At 41.9% G+C, this 22,979-nt stretch carries 19 protein-coding genes; 5 read left to right on the top strand and 14 right to left on the bottom strand.

Features of this window, described 5'->3' with window-relative positions; genetic code table 11:
* Positions 1-36 precede the first annotated feature (36 nt).
* The 7 genes from MHN81_RS08295 to MHN81_RS08265 all read right to left on the bottom strand — a co-directional run bounded on the left by MHN81_RS08295 (position 37) and on the right by MHN81_RS08265 (position 8,252).
* The gene (locus MHN81_RS08295; protein ID WP_239425507.1) at positions 37-2,628 is read right to left on the bottom strand and encodes a TonB-dependent receptor; all 2,592 of its coding nucleotides are present in this window, start codon (positions 2,626-2,628) and stop codon (positions 37-39) included.
* 403 nt (positions 2,629-3,031) lie between these two features.
* Positions 3,032-4,120 carry a cell division protein ZapE gene (gene zapE, locus MHN81_RS08290; protein WP_239425506.1) on the bottom strand — a complete coding sequence of 363 codons (1,089 nt, stop codon included), beginning with the start codon at positions 4,118-4,120 and terminating at the stop codon, positions 3,032-3,034.
* Positions 4,121-4,334: 214 nt separating this feature from the next.
* Positions 4,335-4,970, bottom strand: coding sequence for a glutathione S-transferase family protein (locus tag MHN81_RS08285; RefSeq protein ID WP_239425505.1), 636 nt, complete (start codon positions 4,968-4,970; stop codon positions 4,335-4,337).
* A 318-nt stretch (positions 4,971-5,288) separates the two neighbouring features.
* The gene (locus tag MHN81_RS08280) at positions 5,289-6,896 is read right to left on the bottom strand and encodes an AbgT family transporter (protein WP_239425548.1); all 1,608 of its coding nucleotides are present in this window, start codon (positions 6,894-6,896) and stop codon (positions 5,289-5,291) included.
* 208 nt (positions 6,897-7,104) lie between these two features.
* Positions 7,105-7,413 carry a hypothetical protein gene (locus MHN81_RS08275; RefSeq protein WP_023397835.1) on the bottom strand — a complete coding sequence of 103 codons (309 nt, stop codon included), beginning with the start codon at positions 7,411-7,413 and terminating at the stop codon, positions 7,105-7,107.
* Entirely contained in the window at positions 7,406-7,669 is a 264-nt protein-coding gene (locus tag MHN81_RS08270; RefSeq protein WP_023397834.1) for a DUF3081 family protein, read from the bottom strand. The genes MHN81_RS08275 and MHN81_RS08270 overlap by 8 nt, the downstream gene beginning before the upstream one ends.
* A gap of 49 nt (positions 7,670-7,718) precedes the next feature.
* The gene (locus tag MHN81_RS08265) at positions 7,719-8,252 is read right to left on the bottom strand and encodes an isochorismatase family protein (RefSeq protein WP_239425504.1); all 534 of its coding nucleotides are present in this window, start codon (positions 8,250-8,252) and stop codon (positions 7,719-7,721) included.
* A gap of 78 nt (positions 8,253-8,330) precedes the next feature.
* On the opposite strand from MHN81_RS08265, the gene MHN81_RS08260 reads away from it, so the two are divergent.
* A complete protein-coding gene (locus MHN81_RS08260; RefSeq protein ID WP_239425503.1) occupies positions 8,331-9,272 on the top strand; it encodes a ribonuclease Z in 942 nt (313 codons plus the stop codon).
* Here MHN81_RS08260 and MHN81_RS08255 read toward each other — a convergent pair.
* From MHN81_RS08255 to MHN81_RS08230, 6 genes are all read right to left on the bottom strand, one after another.
* On the bottom strand, positions 9,258-10,571 hold the full coding sequence (locus MHN81_RS08255) for a DUF2252 family protein (RefSeq protein WP_239425502.1): 1,314 nt from the start codon (positions 10,569-10,571) through the stop codon (positions 9,258-9,260). The two genes, MHN81_RS08260 and MHN81_RS08255, sit on opposite strands and share 15 nt — an antisense overlap.
* Positions 10,572-10,573: 2 nt before the next feature.
* Positions 10,574-11,404 carry a polyphosphate kinase gene (locus tag MHN81_RS08250; protein WP_239425501.1) on the bottom strand — a complete coding sequence of 277 codons (831 nt, stop codon included), beginning with the start codon at positions 11,402-11,404 and terminating at the stop codon, positions 10,574-10,576.
* A gap of 2 nt (positions 11,405-11,406) precedes the next feature.
* Positions 11,407-12,171: a helix-turn-helix domain-containing protein gene (locus MHN81_RS08245; RefSeq protein ID WP_343224726.1), complete on the bottom strand. Its 765-nt coding sequence runs from the start codon at positions 12,169-12,171 to the stop codon at positions 11,407-11,409.
* A 172-nt stretch (positions 12,172-12,343) separates the two neighbouring features.
* A complete protein-coding gene (locus MHN81_RS08240) occupies positions 12,344-13,147 on the bottom strand; it encodes a DUF1338 domain-containing protein (RefSeq protein ID WP_023397828.1) in 804 nt (267 codons plus the stop codon).
* Between the two features lie 70 nt (positions 13,148-13,217).
* Positions 13,218-14,243 (bottom strand): arginine N-succinyltransferase, encoded by a 1,026-nt coding sequence (astA, locus tag MHN81_RS08235; RefSeq protein WP_239425499.1) that lies wholly within the window; start codon positions 14,241-14,243, stop codon positions 13,218-13,220.
* A gap of 36 nt (positions 14,244-14,279) precedes the next feature.
* Complete coding sequence (locus MHN81_RS08230) at positions 14,280-15,485, bottom strand: aspartate aminotransferase family protein (RefSeq protein WP_239425498.1); 1,206 nt, start codon at positions 15,483-15,485, stop codon at positions 14,280-14,282.
* A gap of 152 nt (positions 15,486-15,637) precedes the next feature.
* Between MHN81_RS08230 and MHN81_RS08225 the strand changes: the two genes are divergently transcribed.
* Positions 15,638-16,066: an Lrp/AsnC family transcriptional regulator gene (locus MHN81_RS08225; protein ID WP_036975209.1), complete on the top strand. Its 429-nt coding sequence runs from the start codon at positions 15,638-15,640 to the stop codon at positions 16,064-16,066.
* Positions 16,067-16,074: 8 nt separating this feature from the next.
* On the opposite strand, the gene MHN81_RS08220 is transcribed toward MHN81_RS08225, so the two are convergent.
* Positions 16,075-17,988 (bottom strand): EAL domain-containing protein, encoded by a 1,914-nt coding sequence (locus tag MHN81_RS08220; RefSeq protein ID WP_023397824.1) that lies wholly within the window; start codon positions 17,986-17,988, stop codon positions 16,075-16,077.
* A 456-nt stretch (positions 17,989-18,444) separates the two neighbouring features.
* On the opposite strand from MHN81_RS08220, the gene MHN81_RS08215 reads away from it, so the two are divergent.
* Genes MHN81_RS08215 through glgB form a run of 3 tightly spaced genes read left to right on the top strand, consistent with a single transcriptional unit; the run spans position 18,445 to position 22,979 of the window.
* A complete protein-coding gene (locus MHN81_RS08215) occupies positions 18,445-18,747 on the top strand; it encodes an isoamylase early set domain-containing protein (RefSeq protein ID WP_023397823.1) in 303 nt (100 codons plus the stop codon).
* Between the two features lie 6 nt (positions 18,748-18,753).
* Positions 18,754-20,745 (top strand): 4-alpha-glucanotransferase, encoded by a 1,992-nt coding sequence (gene malQ, locus MHN81_RS08210; RefSeq protein WP_023397822.1) that lies wholly within the window; start codon positions 18,754-18,756, stop codon positions 20,743-20,745.
* Positions 20,742-22,979: a 1,4-alpha-glucan branching protein GlgB gene (glgB, locus tag MHN81_RS08205; protein WP_023397821.1), complete on the top strand. Its 2,238-nt coding sequence runs from the start codon at positions 20,742-20,744 to the stop codon at positions 22,977-22,979. The genes malQ and glgB overlap by 4 nt, the downstream gene beginning before the upstream one ends.

Raw genomic sequence — 22,979 nt, 5'->3', positions numbered from 1 at the left:
TGGCTGCTTGTTGGGAGAATTGGCAGGTAGTACTACTTAAAACTGAATTGTGTAATCAGCAAAGAGCGTTCTACCATATATGTTGTGGTTGGTGGTGTTAAATCCGACAAACCTTTCAAGTCTTACTTCAGGTACTCTGTCGAAGATATTACGCGCACCAATTGTAAAGCTACCGTAGCTGTCGGTTTGATAGTTAAAACCAAGGTCCACTTCTGTCGCCGAAGCGTAATCGTCATACTCTCGGCCTGCTACTTCGTCTTCGTTGGTCACGCCTTTGAAACGATCAAGATATCTTACGGCAATATTTGCACTAAACTCGTCAAGAATATATGTAACTTGAGAGTTGACACGGTATTGTGCTCTGCTGACATAGCCGACACGATCGTACTCTGGTTGATTTGGGTTAGCTCGGCTGTCGTAGTTAAAGGTATAACTACCATCTAAGGTGTATCTGATCTCACCCATATCTTCAAAGTCGAAACGTGTATTGAACGCAATATCAATACCCGAAGTTTCTGCACCAACCATGTTGATATAACCATAACCAACGGAGGTAAGTTTCCCATCAGCGTCTCGATTCACATATATCTGCTCTGGGTTGTAACCATCAAGCGCATTAGCATGGCTTAAATCGATTACATCTTGTGGCTCAATTCTAGAAATCTGATCTGTGATTTCAATATTCCAATAGTCAACAGTGACTGCGGTATACTGAGCAAGATTCCAGACCGCACCGACAGAAAACTGCTCTGAAGTCTCTGGTTTTAGGTTTGGAGTACCGATTGCTGTCGCTGGGATGTTTTGTGTATCGCAAGTCGAGTCAGGGCAGTCCGTTAAGTTATAATACCCAGTCGCGGCGTCTCCGACCAGACGGTTCAAACCCGCCACTCGGAAGCCTTGGCTGAAACCACCACGCAATACAAGATCATCAGACGCTTCATAACGAACGTTGATGCTGCTTGATAACTCGCCCGCATCAGGTAAGCTGTATTCATCATAACGGCTTGCGACTTTAACAACGAGTTCATCAAGTACAGGCAATTCGACTTCTACATATGCAGCTTTATAATCTCGCTCACCAATTACGTCACCACCAAATGAACTGACAACATTTCCATTTTCGAGGCCAGCGTTAGATTGCGCATCCATTTCATCTGTCAACTCGGTTTTTCTGTACTCGGCACCAATAGCGTAGCCAATTTCACCACCGGCCAATTCCATGCCTGACAAGCTCGCCCAGCTTATTGATATGCCGTTTGACGTTGTTTCACCGCTGCGATAAGCCGTATGACGAATATTATCTAGTGTTTGGCGTGTTGCATTGCCACCGGGAACTAACGGGTTGTATTCACCGTCATTTACCGCGTCTTGGAATCGATCTTTGAAAGCGTAATGCTTTGTTACTTGGTGGAATTTTTCACGGCTTAGCCCAATGTTTACGGCCAATGCGCCAGCATCAGTTACCCATTCAAAACCAGTATTAAAGTCGATTAATGTCGTATCAAATTGTACGGCACGATCTGCATCACCAACCATGCGGTGCGTAACTTGAACATCTTTTGCGTTCCCAGTACCAAAAGTTGGGTTGTTAGGGTTGTCTGCTGCCATGTCGGCAGTCATCCAAATTGAACTCGCCGCCGTGTCTGTAACATCACGTAAGATTAGAGATTGCGCGTACCATTCCAACTCTTCCGAGATATTGTACGTAAAGTGGGTAAAAATAGAGTCTTTTTTACGCTCTGGATAGTACAGTTTGCCTTCGTAAAAGTCGAAAGAACAGCGCTTGCCATCTTCGCCTTCATCTCGAATATTTTCTTGTGGGCATTCCTTCCCTGGATTCCATGGTCCAAACTCTCCATCAGCCTCATGGGTACGCCAGTTACCCCATGGGGTTGTGGTTGACATTCTTCTTGGATTTACTTTTCCGTCAATATGGTCACGTTCACCACCTTTTAAACCTTCTTGATATTGGTGTTCATATATAAGAGTGACTGAAGACTTATCGGTTACTTGACCAAAACTCATTGAAAAACCGTTTTCGCTACCACCACCACGCGAAGTATCAGCACCATGCAGTTTAAACCCTAAGCCATCGTAATCTTTTTTCAAGATGATATTTACAACCCCAGCTATTGCGTTGGAGCCATATATTGCTGACGCCCCATCTCGTAAGATCTCAATTCGCTCTACCGCTTCAATTGGGATCATATTTAAGTTTGTACTACTTCCGTACAAAGCAGACGACGGTGCTACTTGGCGGCCGTTGATCAGGGTTAATGTTCTGTTGGCACCGAGGCCACGTAGCCCAGAACCAGAATGGTTTGCATCTGTTGAGTTACCTGTATTGATATTGCTACCTGCACTGTTGAAGACGCTTTGACGTAAAACACCTGCAATATCATTTAAACCGGTTTTTGCTATGTCGACAGAAGAGATAACGGTAACAGGAAGCGCACTTTCCAAATCGGTACGCTGGATACGCGAACCTGTAATTTGAACGCGTTCAATCTCATCGGCTGACTCATCCGCTGCGATTGCAGCAGAAGGGACCAGTGGTAATACAGAGCTAACACTTAATGCAATGAATGATTTTTTAAACTGATTTAGTTTGAACTTAGAGAGGTCCATAGTTTTCCTTATTGATGCTGATTTATTGTTGTTTTTTCAATTAGCAATAGACACTTCAGGCGAGTTTTCACCTCTATTTGAGACGGTGTGTCATCGATAATTCATGTATAACATATATTGTATACAATAGTTTGTCCATATTTTATCTACGGAATTTGATAATACAGATAAAAGTTGCATATTATTTAGGTTAAAAGGGTGGTTCCTGTATTATGGATTAGTGGTATAGTGCTAATTTGTTGGTGGGGACCTTAGAAGTGTTTAGCCAAATACTAATTTTGTAAAGAACCAGCATTCGTTGCATCAATGTGGACTAATAATTATATCGCTATCAAAAAGTGGATAGAGAAAGTACGACAAGTGACGCTTTTTCTGAGCCAACCCCTTGAATTTAACAACAAGGTTAAATGATTGTCGGAAATCGCCATGACTGCATTTCGGCTAGTCGACTTCGAGTGCGTTCAAATTCGAAAGCGAGTAGCTCTCCTGCATAAAGGGTTTGCAATGAAAAGCTTGATGAAATAACAACCAGCTTTTTTCGGTCATAAAATTCATCTACGAGTGCGATAAAGCGTCTTGCCTCGTCATCAAGGTTACGAGATTCAAGTAGGGGTTTTGCTCTTATGTAGCCCTCTTCAATGCCTTGAGTAACGCTTTGAAGAGCAGGGGATGAACCCATTTTAGGAATGTTCTGTACAAAAATTGCGTCATAGTCAGTGGCGAGTTCGATGTAATCTGAAGTTGCTCTGGGCGAGGTACATAGAGACATAAAATCAATTAGCAACGCATTGTGTGCATGTCCCAAAATACTGACTGGCCTATTTAATATGTCTATGTTTGTGGATTTGTAAGATCCGCCTATAGTGTTAAACAGAGATTGAAAGCCTGCAGTGTCATTTTCAAAGTAAAACTGGGCAGAAAAACCATTGTTAAATCTGTGATCGTGTTTTCCAGATACACTCACTACATGACAATGAGTTAGCAAGAGTTCTATGGTTGGCTCGAAACGGTTTCTCTGTAACCCATTTTTGTATAGATCGGTAGGGTGGGAATTCGATGTTGTAACAAAAATAATACCCGCTTTAAAAAACGCATCTAAAAGACCCGCTAATATCATCGCATCACCAATGTCTTTTACGAAGAACTCGTCAAAACATAACACCTTTGTATGCTTTGCCCACTGCTTTGCAATTACCTTTAATGGATCTTTCTTTCCTTGAATATCAGCCAGCTGCTGGTGGATTTTATGCATGAAATGATGAAAATGCAGCCTTTGCTTTTTATCTATGGATAGGGATCCATAAAACATATCCATCAACATTGACTTGCCACGGCCAACAGGGCCGAATAAATAGATCCCTTTAGTTTTGCCACTTATTCGAATTTGCTCCGACAATCTATCTAGCTCGTCAATGGCGTCTTGTTGCTTGGGGTCATAGGATAATTGGTTGTTCTTAACAAGCTGATTATATTGTTCTAAAAGGTGATGCATAAAGGGATCGGTAGATAAAGAGAGTGAATATAATACGGGTTGTAAGGAAAGAGATAAAGCGTGTTGCTGCCAAAGCCATAGATTTAAGAATAAATCTATGGCTTTGGCACGTACGGATAATTAAAGCCAATTAAAAATAAACATATATTATGTAAAATTGACTCTAGTATTGTATCGTCCAAACTTAATTTGCTTGAGTTTTAAAATTAAAATCTTATTTGTATGGGCTCAAGTCTGTTTGCTCGGCTTCGCAGACCTTTTTTATAACAGGGTGTTTTGCCATTCCGCGCAGGTATTTTGCTAAATGTTCAAATTGTAATGGTGGCGTGTTTAATTCATCCGCCCATATACACAGCATAAATAAGTAGCAGTCACATATTGTAAATTGCTCGTTGACGACATAGCTTTTTCCCGATAAATGACGGTTTACAATAGCAAACATATCAGCTAAGCGAGTTTGTTGAGTTTTAATGATGTCGTCATACATGAGTGCGCTTTGGGTATGACGCTCAGGATAAAAGTAAATCATTAATTCCGACTGTATCGTCGTAGTGAAGTACATTAGCCATTGATAAAAAACTCCTTTTTGTATCGGGTCCGATGGGATTAATTGTCCTTCAGGGTGCTTTTCTGCAAGGTATAGACAAATAGCGCCACTTTCAAATAACACAAATTCGTCATCGACAAGTGTTGGGATCCTTCCGGTCGGGTTTAGACTTAAATATTGCGCTGATTTTTGTGCATTTTTCTTACGGTCGACAATTTCTAATTGATATGGAGCTTTTAGTGCTTCTAAAACAAAATGTGGAGCGAGACTGGCATTACGAGGGTAATAAAACAAAGTGTACATAACTGGCCTTATCATCAAGTTTTTTATTGGTGAGAAAGCTCCTTTTACGGTTATTCCTTTAGGACTTTAGGACAGCATTTGAATAATAACAAATAGCATGACGTATTTTTATTCAAAAATTTAAATTGTCTAAAGTAAGTTAACAGGATTAACCTTGGATTTCTCTGCCGTTAATGATTTTACCTTAATTAGGAAATGCACTGCACCAATTTAAAAGTTTTTTAAAGAAATAATGAAAAAAGTAATTAATGAGGTAGGTTTGAATTAATTTTGAGACGAGAGCATTTTTGGCTTGCAAAAATGCTCTCAATTACTGCTTTAAGGCGTGTAATAAATCGGAGAGTTCGGTCCTACAGGAAGACCAAAACCAAATACCCATATATAAAACAGAGCAACCCAGCCGACAAAGAAGAACATGCTGTAAGGTAACATAGTTGCGACTAAGGTGCCGATACCCATATCTTTTTTGTATTTAGTTGCAACAGCTAAAATAAGGCCAAAGTAACTCATCATAGGTGTGATCAGGTTAGTTACTGAGTCACCGATACGGTATGCTGCTTGGATTGTTTCCGGTGCATAGCCAACAAGCATAAGCATCGGCACAAATATAGGTGCGGTTACAGCCCACTGTGCAGAAGAAGAACCTAGACATAGGTTGACCATTGCACACATCATAATGAACAGAATGAAAACTTCTGGACCTGTCAAATTTAGCGCTTGCAATAAAGCGGCACCGTTTATCGCCAAAATAGTACCAAGGTTGGTCCACTTGAAGAAGGCAACAAATTGTGCAGCGAAAAATACAAGTACAATATACATACCCATAGAGCTCATGCTTTTACTCATGGCATCAATCACATCGCGGTCTGATTTCATCGTACCAACAACGCGGCCGTATACAAAACCTGGGATAGCAAAAGTAACGAAAATTAGAACAACAATGCCTTTTAGGAATGGAGAGCCTGCAACAGCACCAGTCTCAGGGTGACGAAGAATACCGTCTTCAGGAACAATGGTTAAGGCTAAAATACTGCAAACTACAAGCAGTGACATACCCGCCCATTTTAAGCCTTTTTTCTCAAGAGCAGTCAGGTGCTCAATATTGTTTTCCGATAGGTCAATACTCGCTTCATCTGGGTTGTATTTACCTAGTCTAGGCTCAACAATTTTTTCTGTAACTAGCGTGCCTACAATGGCAATCAAGAAAACAGAAATCATCATGAAATACCAGTTTGCTTCAGGGCCAACGTGGTAGGTTGGATCGATCATTTGCGCAGCAGGTGTTGTGATACCTGCAAGAAGAGGGTCTATTGTCCCGAGTAATAGATTGGCGCTGTACCCGCCAGATACCCCAGCAAACGCGGCTGCTAAACCTGCTAACGGGTGTCTACCTAGGCTGTGGAAGATCATTGCCGCAAGTGGTATCAGTACAACATAGCCCAGCTCTGAAGCTGTATTTGACAAAATAGCTGCAAACACAACCATAAATGTCACTAGTCGTTTTGACGCGCCCATGACCATTCCGCGCATAGCAGCGGAAAGCATACCCGAGTGCTCAGCAACACTTACACCTAATAGGGCAACAAGTACCGTACCAAGTGGTGCGAATCCAGTGAAGTTGGTGACAAGGCCGGTCATGATTCTTTGTAAGCCTTCAGCGCTCAATAAGCTTACGACTTCAATGACACCATCAGCGTCACGCCCTTTAGCTCCCTCTGGACGAGGGTCAATTGCGCTCAAACCCATCCAATCAGCGATACCACTGAATACTACGATTACAATACATAGCATGGCAAAAAGAGTGATCGGGTGGGGAAGCATATTCCCTAAAAACTCAACCGTTGCCAAAAAGCGATTAAATAGGCCGCTTTGTTGTTCTGGCGATTGAGAGCTTTTATTCGCTTTAGTCTCTACTGCATTCGACATAGCAAGTTTTCTCGGTTCCAAAAAATGCGGCATACCATATCACTTTTTCATTCAGTGGTCATTTATAAAAGTTAACTCAAGGTGAAAATGAGATAAAATTACAAGTATTACTGATGAAGGACAATGTATGTTTATATAGTTAGTAAGTACTTGGTTTTGGTTGCATAAATATCGAACTATTCATGTTGGCATGACTGTGCTGAATGATTTATTTGTTTTTGCTTGCGAGAATTACGCCTTTGAATAGTAAAGGGTATTGCCTAAATTTTGTGCCAATATGGTCATCTGCCATAATTTGTTGGCAAATACGCGTAATATCGTCATCAGCAGCAAGCACCCACTCAAGGTGCTCTATCGCACGTTTCAATCCTTTTTTTAAAAACTGTTGCTGTTGATAGTAGTCGCAATTGGCTTTAACGATTTCAAGTAGCGCGGGATCCTGTTGAAGAGAGGTGACGACTTGCGCTATGTACTCTTGTGATGATTGGCTACTTACTCGGTTTTTATTTCTAGTCATCAAGCATCGCCGCTATGTAATGTAACTTTTTCATAAAATCGGCCTTTTGCGACTCCTTATCATAGTCGAACTGATAGGTATTGTGAAAACCAAAACGTAAGAGTACGCCGCTGCCTTGAAGATAGATAGTATAACCATCGGGATCTGAGAAAGCTGTGAGCCCCTCACACTGTTTTCCTTGTTCATAATCTTCTCCATGTTGTTGGATATACTCATATACCTTTAAGACAAGATTACTACTTAGTTCGTTTTTCATATTGCACCAACTTATAGGGTCTATTGCTTAATACTACTCGCAGAACAGGTTAACGGATCAGTTTCGAAACGGCCTTAAACTGAGGGTGTTTTGCATCTTTCAATATATCAAACAGTAAGGTTTCTAAGCTCATAATGACGGCACCTTGATATCTAAGTTGCTCAATCGCCCACTGTTTGTGCTGTGTATTTCTAGAGCCTACTGCATCGGCGATAACAATAACCGGTTGGGCTAGCGTCAATAAATCACATACTGTTTGGTATACACAAACATGTGACTCAAGTCCGATAACAACCTTAGTCACATTTGGGTCCATATTGATGGTTGGGTTAGGTTCAGAGCCCCTTACGGCGCTAAATGTCGTTTTTTCATATCGGTCTAAATTGAATTGCAGTAATGAGCTATCTGTATGACCAAGTCCTTTTGGGTATTGTTCAAATATAACAGCTGGAATTGCCAACAGTTCAGCGGCGCTAAGCAACTTGTGCGCCGTTTCTACAATATGTTGATAGTTCGCTATATGGGGCTGAAAACTCTCTTGTATATCAACGACAAGAATTTGAAAAGCGGGCTGTTTGGACATGGTTTATTCCTTTAGCTATTGTCTAACATCACTTAAACTAGGTGTTGTAGTATTTATCATTATGGATTTTAGCTGGTTATGCAATTGGAGTTTTTGGGGACGTCTTCAGGCAGTCCGACTACGTATCGCAATGTTTCTGCCACAGCTGTCAAATTTGAGAAGTCAAAACAGTGGCTGCTAGTTGATTGCGGAGAAGGCACACAACATCAAATATTGAGATCAAAGCTTACCCTTTATCATCTGGGCGTCATTTGTATTAGTCACGTGCATGGCGATCACTGCTATGGGTTACCTGGCTTGCTCGCGTCTATGGCAATGTCAGGCAGAACAGACATGGTTTATTTGGTTGCACCGAAGAAAGTCATTGAGTTTTTGCACGCGACGTTTTCTTTAACTGATTTGGCCTTACCGTTTGACTTTAAAACCATTGCGATAGAAGAAGCCTGTTCAGTGCTCAAGTTCAGCTACTGTGAACTTGAGGTGATGGAGTTAAAGCATCGAGTGCCGAGTTATGGATTTAAAGTGACGGAAACACAGATCCCGAAAAAGCTCAGGATCAATTTGCTGCAACAGGACGGAGTCGCAACTGGTAAGCACTTTAATCAACTGCAAAAAGGGTTAGATGTTGAGTATCAGGGGAGGGTGTTACAGTCGCAGCGCTATGCATTTCCAAGTTGGCTGCCTAGAAAAGTAATTGTATGTGGAGATAATGAAAAACCAAGCTTGCTGAAACCTTATGTTGAAGGTGTTGATGCGATTGTCCATGAAGCAACGTTCACACACAAAGACTTAAAAAAAGTGGGCCATCATACCGGCCATAGCGACGCGAAACGGATAGCTGAGTTTGCAGAGCAGGCACAAGTCCCTTTACTTGTTTTGACTCATTTTAGTGTGCGCTACCACGGCCCTGGTTTACTTGAAAACCTGGAAAATGAAGCGCACTCCTATTACAAAGGCGTGCTGGTCCTAGCAGATGATGGGCTAATACTAGATATCCCCAAACAGTTACTGTCTGAGTGATTTGAATAAAGCCCAGTCATGATTAACTTGGTTGGCATACAGGTTGGCTTGCTCTACTAGCGCCTCAATCAGATCTGGGAGTACATCTACACAACTTTGCTGAAAGCTTGTTGAGCGCCTATCGCCCCTCATATGTGCATAGGCCAGCACTTGTGCGCAGCTTTGTGCATATTGCGCAAAGCCATTTTTGTGGGCAGCGCGCTTTCCAAGAGTAATATGCTCAGGATCAATGCCAACGCGGGCGTGATGACGAGATCTGACTAACCAATGCAGTCCTTGCCAAAGAGCATCATCGATAATTAAGTCTGGTCGACGCTGCATTTTTCGTTGGCAATTGACCGTCAAATGAGCTTGATTTAGGCGATTGACGGGGCTTAAATCTTTGAAGTAGTGTAAAGGCGCAGCTAAGGCTTGTTGTTTGACTTCGACAATATGATAGAGCTCGGGTTGAAAGAGCTCAGGTGCTTGCTGCGTACTTGGTCCTACCAATAAATAATAACGTTTTAAATGGTTGCTGCCTGTTCCCGCATCTAACCTTTCTACACAGTCGATGATGTCGTCATCTACATAGGGTCTAAACTGCGCGATCAGGTTGGCTTTGATATCAGCGTGAATTGCTTCAAACTTCATGGGATCGGGTTTAAATTGCAAAGGTATTGAGGTTAAATCAACATCTTTTGCCAAACTGCTTTTTACATTGAAAGCAGAGCCGCCGACAAGGCGTTGCAGTCCTTTTTGCCAGCGTTTGTGCAGGATATGGTCTTTATCAAACTCGGTCAGTGCACTTTGGCTATTGTTTTCGCCTCTTAGCGATGCTTCACATGTGGCAATATAGTGCTGTAAAAAGGCAAGCTGGGCTTGCGGCACCTCTTGTGAAGAAACCGCGGGTTTTTGTTTTTCATTGAGCGAAACGGCCAATTCCTTTGTCGCGAAACCAGCCTGTTGTGCCAAGTTTAGGCTTACCAAGAAGCGAAACAGATCCCAAACAACATGGCCGATACAGGCATCGTCAAAATCATTCGGTGTGAATACGAGTGTCTCTCCGTGGGAGCCTTCTTCGCTGAGAAAGCCAAAGTTACTTGTGTGGCAATCTCCCATAATACTGGTAACGGGAATGTCGTAAGCTAATTTGGGAAAATCCACCACACCGTCAAAAATATCGCGATACATTAGTGGGGCTGATCCTCGGAAAAAATGAAAAGCACTAGCGGACATTTTTTCATGCTTGTTCAGGTCAATGGATGGTGCAGTACCGTCATGGTGCTCGAAATAGGCTACGAGCTGTTGTTCACGATTCATTGTTATGTCCTCTGTTGTTTTATTCCGAGTTGTTGCTCAGCGAGCTGCACAATTTTTGGGTCGAGCGTGGGTGGCTCAACGTGCACATTGGCTGTCAGTGCAGCAGTGAGTTGTTTTAACACTTCTATCCGTGCGAACCATTTATGGTCACCAAGAACAAGTGACCAAGGCGCGCATAGGGTATGCGTTTTGTTAAACATTTCTTCAATTGCTGTTTTATACTCACATCGTTTTTGTCTATTTCTGATATCTTCCTCGGTCAGTTTCCATTGTTTGAATGGATTGTTGAGTCGCTCAGAAAATCTTTTAAGTTGTTCATCACCACTTATATGTAAAAACAGTTTTATGACTTTAATATTATCGTCGTGCAAAAGTTGCTCAAATTCGTTAATTTCACGATATGCACGTTGCCATTGTGCACTTGTAGCGAAAGCTTCTATACGTTCAACTAATACTCTGCCGTAATAGGAGCGGTCAAAAATGGCCAATGTTCCGGGACTCGGCAGTTTATTAAAAAAGCGGTAGAGATAATGTCTTCCTTGCTCATCTTCAGTTGGTGCGGCGATAGGGTAAACTTGATAGCCTCTGGGGTCTAATTTTTCTGTGATCCTGCGGATCGCCCCCCCTTTACCAGCAGCGTCCCAACCCTCTAGTACAATGACGGCTCTATGACCCTGATGATAGTATGCTTGTTGAATGTGGAGGAGCTGTGTCTGCCAGTACTTTAGTGCCTGTTTATACGCTTTTTTATCGCCAATAGCGGGGTATTCATGGATACCTTTCAAAGAAGGAGGTGGGCTGATTTGTACGTTGTTAATAGTACTTGGTTTCAAATTCAGGTCCTCTTTCTGTACTGTTTGGGGGTTATATTCATAACTTTTTTAAACTGCCGAATAAAATGTGACTGGTCAGCATAGTCAAGTTGATGTGCAATATCAGTCAACGGGGTCGATGGGTGTGCCTTTATCAGGTCCCTTGCCCGCGATACCTCTACCAGCGTTGCCAGCTCTTTGGCGCTGATCCCCATTGTTTGGCTAAAAGCTCTTTCAACACGTCGGCTGCTTATGTTTAGGGTGTCATAAAGCTCAGAGAGTTTTATTGATCTTGGTGACATATTGATGTGTTTGTTCACTTTTAAAAATGCATCGGGAAGGCAATGCATGCCAGATTGGAATTGTGCCTCTAACCACTGTAATAAGATCTTAATTTTTTCATTGATAGGATGGTTTTGACTCATTAAAGCGTCGATCACATGTTTACATATTGGCACTGCGTCTTGAAGCTCAATACATTGATTTTTTAGCTCTTTTAAAGGGGTTTTTGTGAAGTTTTTTGCGCCCAAAGGGGTAAACCTTACTCCGAGAAGATACTGGCGTTGTGATGAAAAATGCCACCGGAGAGATTTTGTGTGCGGCCCAACCAGGTAGGCCGAGTTGCTCAGCCTTGTATTATCAATAGTTGAGTTACCAGTGATGACAAACAAAATAGAAATACACCCGTCACTATGAAGCGTTTGAGTGGCCAAGTTTTGTGAATAGGTATGCCAAAGATTAAGAACGTAGGGAGCCTGTGAGAGTGGTGGGGGGATAATTGTGTACACGTTTACCTCACTCCTTGTGGGCGCAGATGATGCCTGTTTATTCTTCAAATTTTATTTTAGCTTTGACGTTCAATTTATCTTCATTCTAGACTTTGGGCAAGAAAAAAGCAGCGAAGAGCTGCTTTGGGTGTTTAAGTTAGTTTTACTTCTTTTGGTATCAACGCAAATAGGATTATCTTGCGTTAGTACTTTCGAAGATTTTATCTGCTGAAGCCGCGACGAATCCCGTATACAACTCACCATCTGGCTTGTTGTAACGAAGCGCAAATTCATAGAAGCAACTAGGAATTTCAAACTTGCCGTCAGAAAACTCAACTGGGTGGTGATCTGCAAGTGTAGATGATTGCTCCAATAATACTTCTGGAGAACCTTTGATTTCTCCGCCTGAAGTGTTAAGAGGGAATCCAGCATCTTTCAATGCTTGGTTTACAGCTTCAATCGTTTCAAAGTTAGCAAGGTAATTGATACTTACTGTAAAGTGGTTTGCGCGATATCCCCAAGCAGACATCCAAGCGGCGTATTCACTTTCTTCAAGTAGCTTCTTGTATGTTTCATGGCTTACTTGCCAGTGTGTGCCTGAATATAAAAAGTTTTCAGCAGTGACTGCACTTTCATCAATTCCATCAATCATTTTTGCAACGATTGTTTGCAATTCTTCAGAACATTTTTCAAGCAATAACTCAGAGATAAATACCTTCGGCTTACTTGGATCGCTGTGCTCATAGTGCTTTGCATACAGCTTTTTCGCTTCGAAGTGGTATTCGCCACATTCTTTATACCCAACTGCTTTAAAGTGTGCAGCTAGTTTTTCGAGACCAATTTTTTCATGATTGAATGTACGTAGCGCGATATGGTCATTGATGACGTCATCTTGCTGCGTTGAACCCAAAAGCTCGTGTACTTTTACAGCTGATGGAGTCACTTCTAAATAGTTGCTCCATAATTGTTCGAATAAGCTATCTACATTGTTGTGCATAATGGCAATTCCTTAATATAGCGGCTTGGCCGCGTGTTAATGTTACGACAAAGCACGACGTAATTAATTGTTATAAAACAAACCCACTGACTTTATCACCCTCTTTTAACTGCAGTGCTTGTGCAGTTTTTGGGTCAACAGTGAATGTTTTTGATTGTTCATTCCATACTACTGACGTAGTAAAAGTGGCTCTAAATGTTTCTAAGCGGCCGTTTGACAGTGCCCAAGTGTTTTCGCCCTCAGTAACTTGCTCAGATATAGTCAGAGTGCCATTTTGGGTCTCGCGCACTGTACGAATATTTTCCAGTCGCGCTTCTACAGTGGGGCCTGCATCGAATAAGTCGACATAGCCTCTGTGTTCAAAACCTTCTTTTTCAAGCAAGCGTAGCGCGGGCTTGGTTTTTTCGTGTACATGGCCAATAACAGCTTGCGCTTCAGGGCTGAGCAGATTAGCGTAAATTGGGTATTTAGGCATTAATTCTGAAATGAACACTTTGTCTCCTAAGCCGACTAAGTGATCAGCTTGAGGAAATTCAATACTGAAAAAGTGTTCTTGTAGCCACTGCCAAAAAGGGCTGTGGCCATGTTCATCACTTACACCACGCATTTCAGCTATGACTCGGTCGCTGAATCGCTCAGTATGCTCTGCCATAAATAGAAAGCGGATCCGAGACAAGAAACGACCGGCGAGTCCTCTTCTGAACTGCTCCCGCAAAAACAGAGTGCATATCTCTGAACTGCCAGTATAGTCATTACACATTGATAAAATATCAACGGTATTGTATACCTTCAGTGTGCTTGAATGGTGGACTGTTTTACCTTGGTGGTAATGGTACAAAGGTATTTGCATTCCTACAGCCGCTTCAATCGCCGTAGTGCCACTTATTTCACCTGTTTCAAGGTCTTCAAGAACAAAAAGGTAACCCTCATCAGACGGGGTACTGAGTGTTTTATCGAAGCTTTCTTGAGAGCGCTGGATTTTACTCGCTAACAGCTCGTCATCAACGGGCAACGAGGTAAACCCGTGTCCAGACTCCACAGCGATGGTTTTTAAAGCAGCAAAGTCGTTGCTGCTGATTGGTCTAAGTACTTGCATAAAAATATCTTTGAGGGCGACGTGTCGCCCTAACGGTTAAGCGTTTACCACGTCTGCCACAGCAAGTTCAAAGCGTGCTAGTCCAGCTTTGATTTCTTCTTCTGTGATCACAAGTGAAGGTGTAAATCTCACCACGTTTGTACCAGCAACGAGTGTCATTAGACCGTGCTTTGCACTTGCCACTAAAAAGTCGCGTGCTTTGCCTTCGTAATCACCTTTTAACACGCCGCCTAGCAATAAGCCTTTACCGCGGATTTCACTGAATACATTGTATTTTTCGTTGATGGCATTCAATCCGTCGCGGAACATTTGCTCTCTTGCTTTTACGCCCTCTAATACTTCTGGTGTATTTACCGTATCAAAAGCAGCTTCTGCAACAGCACAAGCCAGCGGGTTACCACCGTATGTAGAGCCGTGTGTACCAATTTTCAAATGTTTGGCAATTTCTGTTGTCGTGATCATTGCACCAATTGGGAAGCCGCCACCTAGCGCTTTTGCTGTCGTCAGGATATCAGGTGTTACATTTAAACCTTGGTATGCGTATAAATCACCGGTACGACCCACACCTGTTTGAACTTCATCAAAAATTAGTAGTGCATTGTGTTTATCACATAGCTCTCTTACGCCTTGAACAAATTCAGCAGTTGGAGAGATAATTCCGCCTTCACCTTGAAGAGGCTCCATCATAACTGCACAGGTTTTATCAGAAATAACCTTTGCGAAAGCTTCTAAGTCGTTATAGTCAATATGTGTAATATCTTGTGGCTTAGGACCAAAGCCATCAGAATAGGCCGCTTGTCCACCTACTGTCACAGTGAAGAATGTACGACCATGGAAGCCTTTGTTGAAGGCAATAATTTGTGTTTTCTCTTCGTTGTAGTTATCCAGTGCAAAACGACGCGCTAATTTCAAAGCTGCTTCATTTGCTTCTGCGCCTGAGTTTGCAAAATAAACCTTGTCAGCAAACGTTGCGTCAGTCAGCTTTTTCGCTAAACGCAGTGCAGGTTCATTCGTCATCACATTTGACAGATGCCAGATCTTTTCACCTTGCTCTTTTAATGCACTAACTAGGGCAGGGTGGCTGTGGCCCAAGCAATTTACTGCGATACCGCCAGCGAAGTCGATGTATTCATCACCGTTTTGGTCCCAAACTCTAGCACCCTTACCTTTAACTGGTATAACTGCTGATGGATTGTAGTTAGGTACCATTACTTCATCAAATAATTCGCGATTCACTTGCATGACTTCGTCCTCTTATAACTTCAACTTCAAGTGCACATTTAACTGTGCCTATTTTTATTCTGACATTATTGCGTGATGTGATGACAATTTGCAGTGTAATTTTATTTAAAATGAGTAAAATGTTCGTCAAAATGACATGGGTTTTTAGCAAAATGATAAGTAAACAAGATGAGAGACTGATTTCTGTACTACGTAGTAATGCGCGGGCAAGTATTTCTGAGCTAGCAAGAATGCTAGACATGTCACGAACTACAGTACAATCAAGACTACAAAAGCTGGAACAAAGCGGTGTTATTCAAGGTTACAAAGTGGACTTTGGTCAGGATTATTTGGGGAACCTTGTTTCCGCTCATGTCTCTATTAAAGTAAAGCAAAAATTGACTGCGAAAACTAATAACGCACTGAAGCAACTTGCAAATATCGCAGCTTTATATGCAATCAGTGGCGAGTATGACATGATAGCAATCGTGGAGGCGCAAAGCTTAGAGCAGCTTAGTCAGCTGCTCGATGAGATAGGCAATTTAGATGGCGTTGAGAGAACTAATTCAGCTGTAATTTTGGAAACCAAGTTTCAACGTTAGTGCTAAACCTAGTTTGCTTTTGGTAGCCAAACACTGGTGCCGGTTGAGGCAATATGATTGACATTGCCTTTGAGTACTTTGTCACCGACGTTACGTGATGTTTCTGGGCGGCTGACTAGGTAACCTTGCACACAGCAAATTCCCATATTTTTTACTAGCTCAAATTGGTCGAGCTGTTCCACACCCTCAGCGACGATTTTTAGCCCTAGCTGTGCACCGAGTTCGCTGATTGAGTTGAGTATCTTGAAGTATTTTGGGTTATCTTTTGCTTGTGAAATAAATAGTTTATCTATTTTAATAACGTCAATTGGTAAATCAGCTAATGTACTTAAGGAACTAAAGCCTGTGCCAAAATCGTCAATTGCAATGGTAATTCCTGCACTTCTACAGCGCTCTAATTGAGCAATAATCTCATCACTGGCAGTGATAAGCGTTGACTCTGTGATTTCAATCATGAGCGATGTAGCTGGCAACCCTGACTTTTCTAGCGCTTCCAAAATCCAATCGTAAACTGGTCGATGCTTTAATTGGATCCCCGACACGTTAACGGATATTTTGACCTTTTTCATACCGGCGTTGTGCCACGCAGACATTTGTCGACAGGATTCAAGAAGGATCCAGTCACCAAGCTCTAAGATTAAATTAGACTCTTCAGCGATGGGGATAAATTCGGAGGGTGGAATAACTCCCTCAATAGGGTGATGCCACCTTGTTAGCGCTTCAAAGTAGTCTATTGAACAATCTTCAACGTGCACAATCGGTTGGAATGACAATTGAAAATTTTGAGAGGCGATAGCAAGCCTTAACTCTTCTAGCAGGTAATGATAGCGTCTGATCTTATTGCCCATTTCAGGAGAGTACACGCGGAAAATGCCTCGTCCATCTGTTTTTGCACGATACATAGCGACGTCAGACATTTGCAAAAGTGCGTTAGGGGTTGAAGCACTATCAGGAAACACTGCGATACCGATACTGGCACTTATTTTGACAAGCTTGTTACCAAGCACAAAATCGCGCTCAACCTCACTCAGTATCATCTGAGCAACTTCGGTGCAAAAGCTGGTGTCTCTTAAATTAGGGATAAAAATAGAAAATTCGTCACCGCCTAATCGAGATAAATTCTGGTCGAGTCCATGAACAGGGTGCGCATCATTGAGCTTAAACTGCCTGACAACTTGCTCTAAACGCCCCGAAACTTGAATTAAAATTTCATCGCCGAAACTGTGTCCAAAAGAGTCATTAACCTGTTTAAAGCCATCTAAATCGATAAACAACAAGCCGCATTTAGATTTATTTTGGTCAGCGACTGTTAGTTGCTCACTGATATGCTCAATGTAGGCATGCCTGTCTATGAGTTTGGTTAATTTATCTTGATAAACGTGGCTGTCAGATTGAATTTTAATTCGCTGAAGGTTGTCACTCAGCGATTGAACGGCATAGCAAATTTGTGCAACTGGCCCACCGGAATGGAGTTCTTTATGTTTAATGTCTAAGCCTTTTAATAATGCATTTAGGTCATTGTTGATGGCTTTGAGCGCTTCATGTTGTACTTTTTCTCTGCGGTTGCCCTTTGCTTGGGCAATAACCAGCAGAATGGCAAGTACCAAAATCATAAGTAAAGTCGGGGAGGACCACACTAATTTAAACACGCGAGAGCTGGGTACTATTGTGTAATCAGCCTTTTGTTTTGCAATAACAACGAATGTTTGGCTTTCTAAATTGACAAACTCTTGGTCATAGTAGATGAACTGATACCAAGGCGCGGTTGCTTCAGTTTTATTGGCGTCAGTGATTTGCGTTTGTAGGGATAACAATCCAGATTGTGCATTCAGGACGTGTTTAGCAAAAGTCAGATTTGCAGCAATTCCCATTACTACAAAACCCACTACTGCATAAGCTAAATTTTTAAATACATTCTGCATGACTTAGACAATCCACAATTAACCGAAAAACGGATCCTTCATGTCCCTGTAGTATACATCAAATTGACGTCAGGGATGACAACCTTTTACACACTTTTGTTTACAAGTGCAATTATCAAAATTATTTCAATTTATTTTAGGGACAATAAGTTAACTTTCACTGAGTAAGATCAATTATCAATATATTTCACTTTACACGATAATGATTCTTATCTACTTTTTTAAGTCATTGGCCTAATATTTGCTCAGTCCTATTGGGCAATAAAAAGAAACGGGCTTTCTGTCCAAAAATGTATTTTTCTGGTGCAAAAGTTTGCTGTATTGCACTGCTGTGAGGCGTACAAGATTATTTTATGTACTAAACTATTCTCACAAAATGTGTACGTGTAGCGATATATTATACGACATAGTTTTGTGGCAAGGAACACCAACCAAGTTAGGTTTTTGGAGCCAAAAATGTTAACAAAACGTTTTTTTAAAACGAAAAACGAAGCCGAAATCACATTTGAATTCTCTCACCCTGAAGCGAAAAAAGTTGAACTAGTTGCCGAATTTAACGATTGGCAACCCATTAGTATGAGATTCAATAAGAAAGAAAAGCGCTTTAAACTTAAACACAGACTACCAACTGATCGAAAATATCACTTCAGATATTTGATAGATGGAAATTTATGGGACAACGATAACAGTGCTGATGGATATGCTGCCAATGGTTTTGGCAGTGAAAACAGCATCGTTGATACACAAAAATTGGCATAGATGCCAATGAATGGTTTACAACAGTTATATTACCTCCACGGAGTTGGTTTTGATTTCGTCAAATATGATGGTTCTTATGTAGTTTTTGATGAAATAACAAGACAAGCGGCCATTGAGTGCTGCGGTGTTGACCCGCAAAACCTTGACGAGGTCGAGCAGATCAATTTCGAATTGGATATTGCGCCATGGACTAGGGTCGTTGAAGAGGTGACGTTAGCTACTAGCGAACACGGAAAGTTTGTGATCAAAGTTCATGAGTCTCATAAACACACTGGGATGAGTATTAAGGTTCCCGAGTTAGGTATTGATACAACTATACGACTCAATGAGTATCCCGAAGTAGGTGACTACATTCATGACGATAATCGGTATATCGCGATAGAGATAGACCTCGGTACAATGCCCATTGGCTATTTTAACCTCAGTTTAGAGGGCGCGTTTGGACAGGTGTCTTCAGAGGTGTGGTCGGTACCGAAAAGATGCTTTAACCCCTATGTTGAAAATACGGATAAAAAACCACTGGGTATCTCACTGCAACTCTATACGCTCAAAAGTGATCGCAATTATGGGATTGGTGACTTTACCGATTTAAAGCACTTGATTGAGTTATTTGCGCAACAGGGAGGCGATTTTGTTCTTCTAAATCCGTTGCATTTGCTTTTTTGTGAGCACCCTGAGGAGGCGAGCCCTTACAGCCCTTCACACCGCTGTTTAATCAATCCTTTGTATATCGCGCTTGATGACCTTGAGCAATGGGTTGGAAGCGAGTGTGTACGACTATTTACATCGGAAGCTGATTTACAGTCAGGTATATCGGTGTCAGAAACATTTATTGATTACACAAAAACGTCGCATGTGAAATATAAACTGTTCAGGCAGCTATATGAATGTTGGCGACAAAAACCTTATCAAGAATCTCACTTGCAAGACTTCATCGCCGACAAAAAAGCGACGCTTGGTGAGATTGAACTAAGCCAATTCGACTGGTTTTTACAGTGGCTGGCGTTCGAACAAATAGCGAGCTGCCAAGCGTTGTGTATTAATAAAGGAATGGAAATAGGTTTAGTCAATGACTTAGCTGTGGGGTGCACTGAAAGCGGGCTTGAATACACCAGTTACCAGTCTAGTTTTAGCCAAAATGCCAATATTGGCGCGCCGCCAGACCCTTGGGCGGAGCAAGGCCAAAATTGGGGTATGCCAGCGCTCAACCCTGTTAAGGTCAAACAAGATAAATTTAGGTATTTTAAATCATTGGTGAGGTCAAATTTGAGTCAGGTTGGAGCGTTGCGTATCGATCACGTGATGTCTCTAAGGCGTCTATGGTGGTGCTTCACCAAAGAAGGGCAGGATTTAGGTTGCTATGTTTATTACCCATTTGATTATTTGTTGGCTGTGCTAAAAATTGAATCACATTTGCATAGCGCCATTGTGATTGGTGAAGATCTAGGGGTTGTGCCTCCAGAAGTGACGCATGCGTTAGAAGACTCGGCAATATTTGGCAATACACTTTTCTATTTTGAAAAAACAGACAATGGTGACTTTAAGCCCAGTGAGCAGCTGAGAAAAAACGCGCTTATTATGGTTGCTAATCATGATGTGCCGCCGTTTCATGGCTGGTGGAATGGAAAAGATTTGGATATCAAGCTGAGTTACAAGCTCATTGATACGCCTCAATATGAGCACTTAAAGTGCGTCAGAGACACAGAAAAAGAACGCCTGATCAATTGGGTGTCCCAACACCAAATTTCGAATATTGATCTTAACTCTCCAAGCCAAGACGTCTATCAAGCCGTTATGTCTATACTTGCCAAGAGTGAAAGTCGGTTATTGGCAATACAATTGGACGATTTGGACCTACAAGAATTTCCAGTAAATATTCCGGGCACACATAAAGAGTATCCCAACTGGCGCAGAAAACTAAATCATGAGTTGTCTGAACTTTTTACTATTAATCAAAACTTTATTCAGCAGCTTAATGCTATCAGGAAGCAATCATGAACACCGTGAATAAAAATGTAGAGAATATAGAGGACTATACCGAGCAGGTAAGGGCTTTGTCTGCGGGGTCGTTTTCAGATCCTTTCAGCTTTTTAGGTCCACATTCGGTTAAATTTGGACCAAAGCGCTATACGGTGTTACGTGTTTATATTCCCAGCGCCCACTCTGTCGCTGTTATTTTTAAAAATACCGCAAAGAAAATGGAGCGTTACTTGGATAGCGATCTATTTACGATCCAGCTGGATGCGGAGTTAGATGTTAAAAATTACAAATTAAAAGTCACTTTTGAAAACACCGAGTTTTACTTTGACGATGTCTATCGGTTTTCCAGCGCATTAGATGACAAAGCGATGTACTTGTTTAATGAGGGGACATTGGAGCATGGTTACGATCATTTTGGTGCGAGGTTCATTGATCATGAAGGTGTGCAAGGTGTTCAATTTAGTGTTTGGGCACCAAATGCGAAAAGTGTCTCAGTTATTGGTGAGTTTAACTATTGGCAGCCAAGCCAGCATTTTATGAGATTTCACCCAGCAAGTGGAGTTTGGGATCTCTTTGTTCCAGGACTATTACCTGATACATGCTATAAATATGCCATCACGACTGTAAATGGGGAGATATTAGAAAAGTCTGATCCCTACGCAAAGAAAATGCAGCAAGCACCAGGCACCGCTAGTATTTTGCAAAGTAAATATTGTACTAATCCAATAGAAAGTGATGAATCGGCTGCACGGATGCTACGCAATCATGTCGAGGCGGCGATTTCAATATATGAAGTGCATTTGGGGTCGTGGAAAAGGCGAGATGAACAGGGTGGACGTTACTTAACTTATCGAGAACTCGCAGATGATTTAGTGCCCTACGTCAAAGAGTTGGGCTTTTCACATATTCAGCTCATGCCAATTAGTGAGTTTCCTTTTGATGGTTCTTGGGGTTATCAACCTGTCGGTCTTTTTGCTCCCTCTAGTCGCTTTGGCTCTGTGGCTGATTTTTTGCATTTCAGCGAAACCTGTAGGCGACTGGAGATAGGGTTATTATTGGACTGGGTGCCCGGTCACTTTCCAACAGATCCCCACGGTCTTAACCGCTTTGATGGTACGCATCTATATGAACACGCCGATAAACGCCAAGGCTTTCACCCAGACTGGAATACCTGTGTATTTAACTATGATAGGCCAGAAGTTAAAAGCTATCTGCTTTCGAACGCTAATTATTGGATCTCTGAGTTTCAGCTTGATGGACTGAGAGTAGATGCTGTTGCATCCATGTTGTATTTGGATTATTCGCGCAATGATGGTGAATGGATCGCAAATCAATATGGTGGTCGAGAGAATTTAGGGGCAATAGATTGTTTACAGCAAAGTAATGCAAGCTGCTATAAAAATAACGCACATGCCATGATGGTCGCAGAAGAGTCAACTGCGTGGCCTGGTGTTACTCAAAGTGTGGACAATGGAGGACTTGGGTTTGGGTATAAATGGAACATGGGCTGGATGAATGACAGCTTAGGTTATATGCAACGTGATCCCATTCATCGAAAGTTTCATCATCACGAAATGACTTTCTCAATGGCTTATGCATTTTCAGAAAATTACATACTGCCGTTGAGCCATGACGAAGTAGTGCACGGAAAAGGCTCTTTATTGAGCAAAATGCCTGGAGATGATTGGCAGCAATTTGCAAACCTTCGTGCATATTATGGCTTTATGTTTGCACACCCTGGCAAAAAACTACTCTTTATGGGGAGTGAATTAGCGCCGAGAGACGAGTGGGATCATAATCGGCAGCTTGATTGGACGCTTTTACAAAGCGAAGCACACAAAGGCATTTTTAACTCAGTAAAATCGTTGAATCAAGTTTATCATTCTACTCCTGCGCTTTTCGAGGTTGACGGTTCTCCCGCGGGCTTTAGATGGATAGACTGTGATAATAATGAGCAATCCATATTGAGTTTTGTAAGGTACGGTAAACAACATTCTGAGCTAGTTGTGGTTGTATGTCATTTTACACCAGAAGTGTTTCATCATTTCCGTTTAGGTGTACCCAAAAGCGGTGTTTATCAAGTTATCTTCAATTCAGATGATGAGCAATTTTATGGAAGTGGTGTCAAGGTCGTCGCTCATAAACAACAGCTGGTGCAAAGTAAAGAGATCACTAGTCACGGCCTTGAACATAGTATCGAAATCACCGTGCCTCCTCTGAGCTCTGTGTATTTGAAATATATTTCGGCATAA

This window comes from Pseudoalteromonas sp. Of7M-16, assembly GCF_022347805.1.
GTDB classification, from domain to species: Bacteria; Pseudomonadota; Gammaproteobacteria; order Enterobacterales; family Alteromonadaceae; genus Pseudoalteromonas; species Pseudoalteromonas luteoviolacea_F.
The sequence above is the reverse complement of the archived record's forward strand: the minus strand, read 5'-3'. Positions and strand labels throughout refer to the sequence as shown.

What these genes read in the sequence shown, in the direction of transcription:
- malQ (WP_023397822.1), top strand. Translation starts at nt 18,754, where the DNA reads ATGAATGGTTTACAACAGTTATATTACCTCCACGGAGTTGGTTTTGAT.
- MHN81_RS08240 (WP_023397828.1), bottom strand. Translation starts at nt 13,147, where the DNA reads ATGCACAACAATGTAGATAGCTTATTCGAACAATTATGGAGCAACTAT.
- MHN81_RS08225 (WP_036975209.1), top strand. Translation starts at nt 15,638, where the DNA reads ATGATAAGTAAACAAGATGAGAGACTGATTTCTGTACTACGTAGTAAT.
- MHN81_RS08260 (WP_239425503.1), top strand. Translation starts at nt 8,331, where the DNA reads ATGCAATTGGAGTTTTTGGGGACGTCTTCAGGCAGTCCGACTACGTAT.
- zapE (WP_239425506.1), bottom strand. Translation starts at nt 4,120, where the DNA reads ATGCATCACCTTTTAGAACAATATAATCAGCTTGTTAAGAACAACCAA.
- glgB (WP_023397821.1), top strand. Translation starts at nt 20,742, where the DNA reads ATGAACACCGTGAATAAAAATGTAGAGAATATAGAGGACTATACCGAG.
- MHN81_RS08280 (WP_239425548.1), bottom strand. Translation starts at nt 6,896, where the DNA reads ATGTCGAATGCAGTAGAGACTAAAGCGAATAAAAGCTCTCAATCGCCA.
- MHN81_RS08220 (WP_023397824.1), bottom strand. Translation starts at nt 17,988, where the DNA reads ATGCAGAATGTATTTAAAAATTTAGCTTATGCAGTAGTGGGTTTTGTA.
- MHN81_RS08295 (WP_239425507.1), bottom strand. Translation starts at nt 2,628, where the DNA reads ATGGACCTCTCTAAGTTCAAACTAAATCAGTTTAAAAAATCATTCATT.
- MHN81_RS08255 (WP_239425502.1), bottom strand. Translation starts at nt 10,571, where the DNA reads ATGAATCGTGAACAACAGCTCGTAGCCTATTTCGAGCACCATGACGGT.
- MHN81_RS08275 (WP_023397835.1), bottom strand. Translation starts at nt 7,413, where the DNA reads ATGACTAGAAATAAAAACCGAGTAAGTAGCCAATCATCACAAGAGTAC.
- MHN81_RS08285 (WP_239425505.1), bottom strand. Translation starts at nt 4,970, where the DNA reads ATGTACACTTTGTTTTATTACCCTCGTAATGCCAGTCTCGCTCCACAT.
- MHN81_RS08215 (WP_023397823.1), top strand. Translation starts at nt 18,445, where the DNA reads ATGTTAACAAAACGTTTTTTTAAAACGAAAAACGAAGCCGAAATCACA.
- MHN81_RS08270 (WP_023397834.1), bottom strand. Translation starts at nt 7,669, where the DNA reads ATGAAAAACGAACTAAGTAGTAATCTTGTCTTAAAGGTATATGAGTAT.
- MHN81_RS08265 (WP_239425504.1), bottom strand. Translation starts at nt 8,252, where the DNA reads ATGTCCAAACAGCCCGCTTTTCAAATTCTTGTCGTTGATATACAAGAG.
- astA (WP_239425499.1), bottom strand. Translation starts at nt 14,243, where the DNA reads ATGCAAGTACTTAGACCAATCAGCAGCAACGACTTTGCTGCTTTAAAA.
- MHN81_RS08230 (WP_239425498.1), bottom strand. Translation starts at nt 15,485, where the DNA reads ATGCAAGTGAATCGCGAATTATTTGATGAAGTAATGGTACCTAACTAC.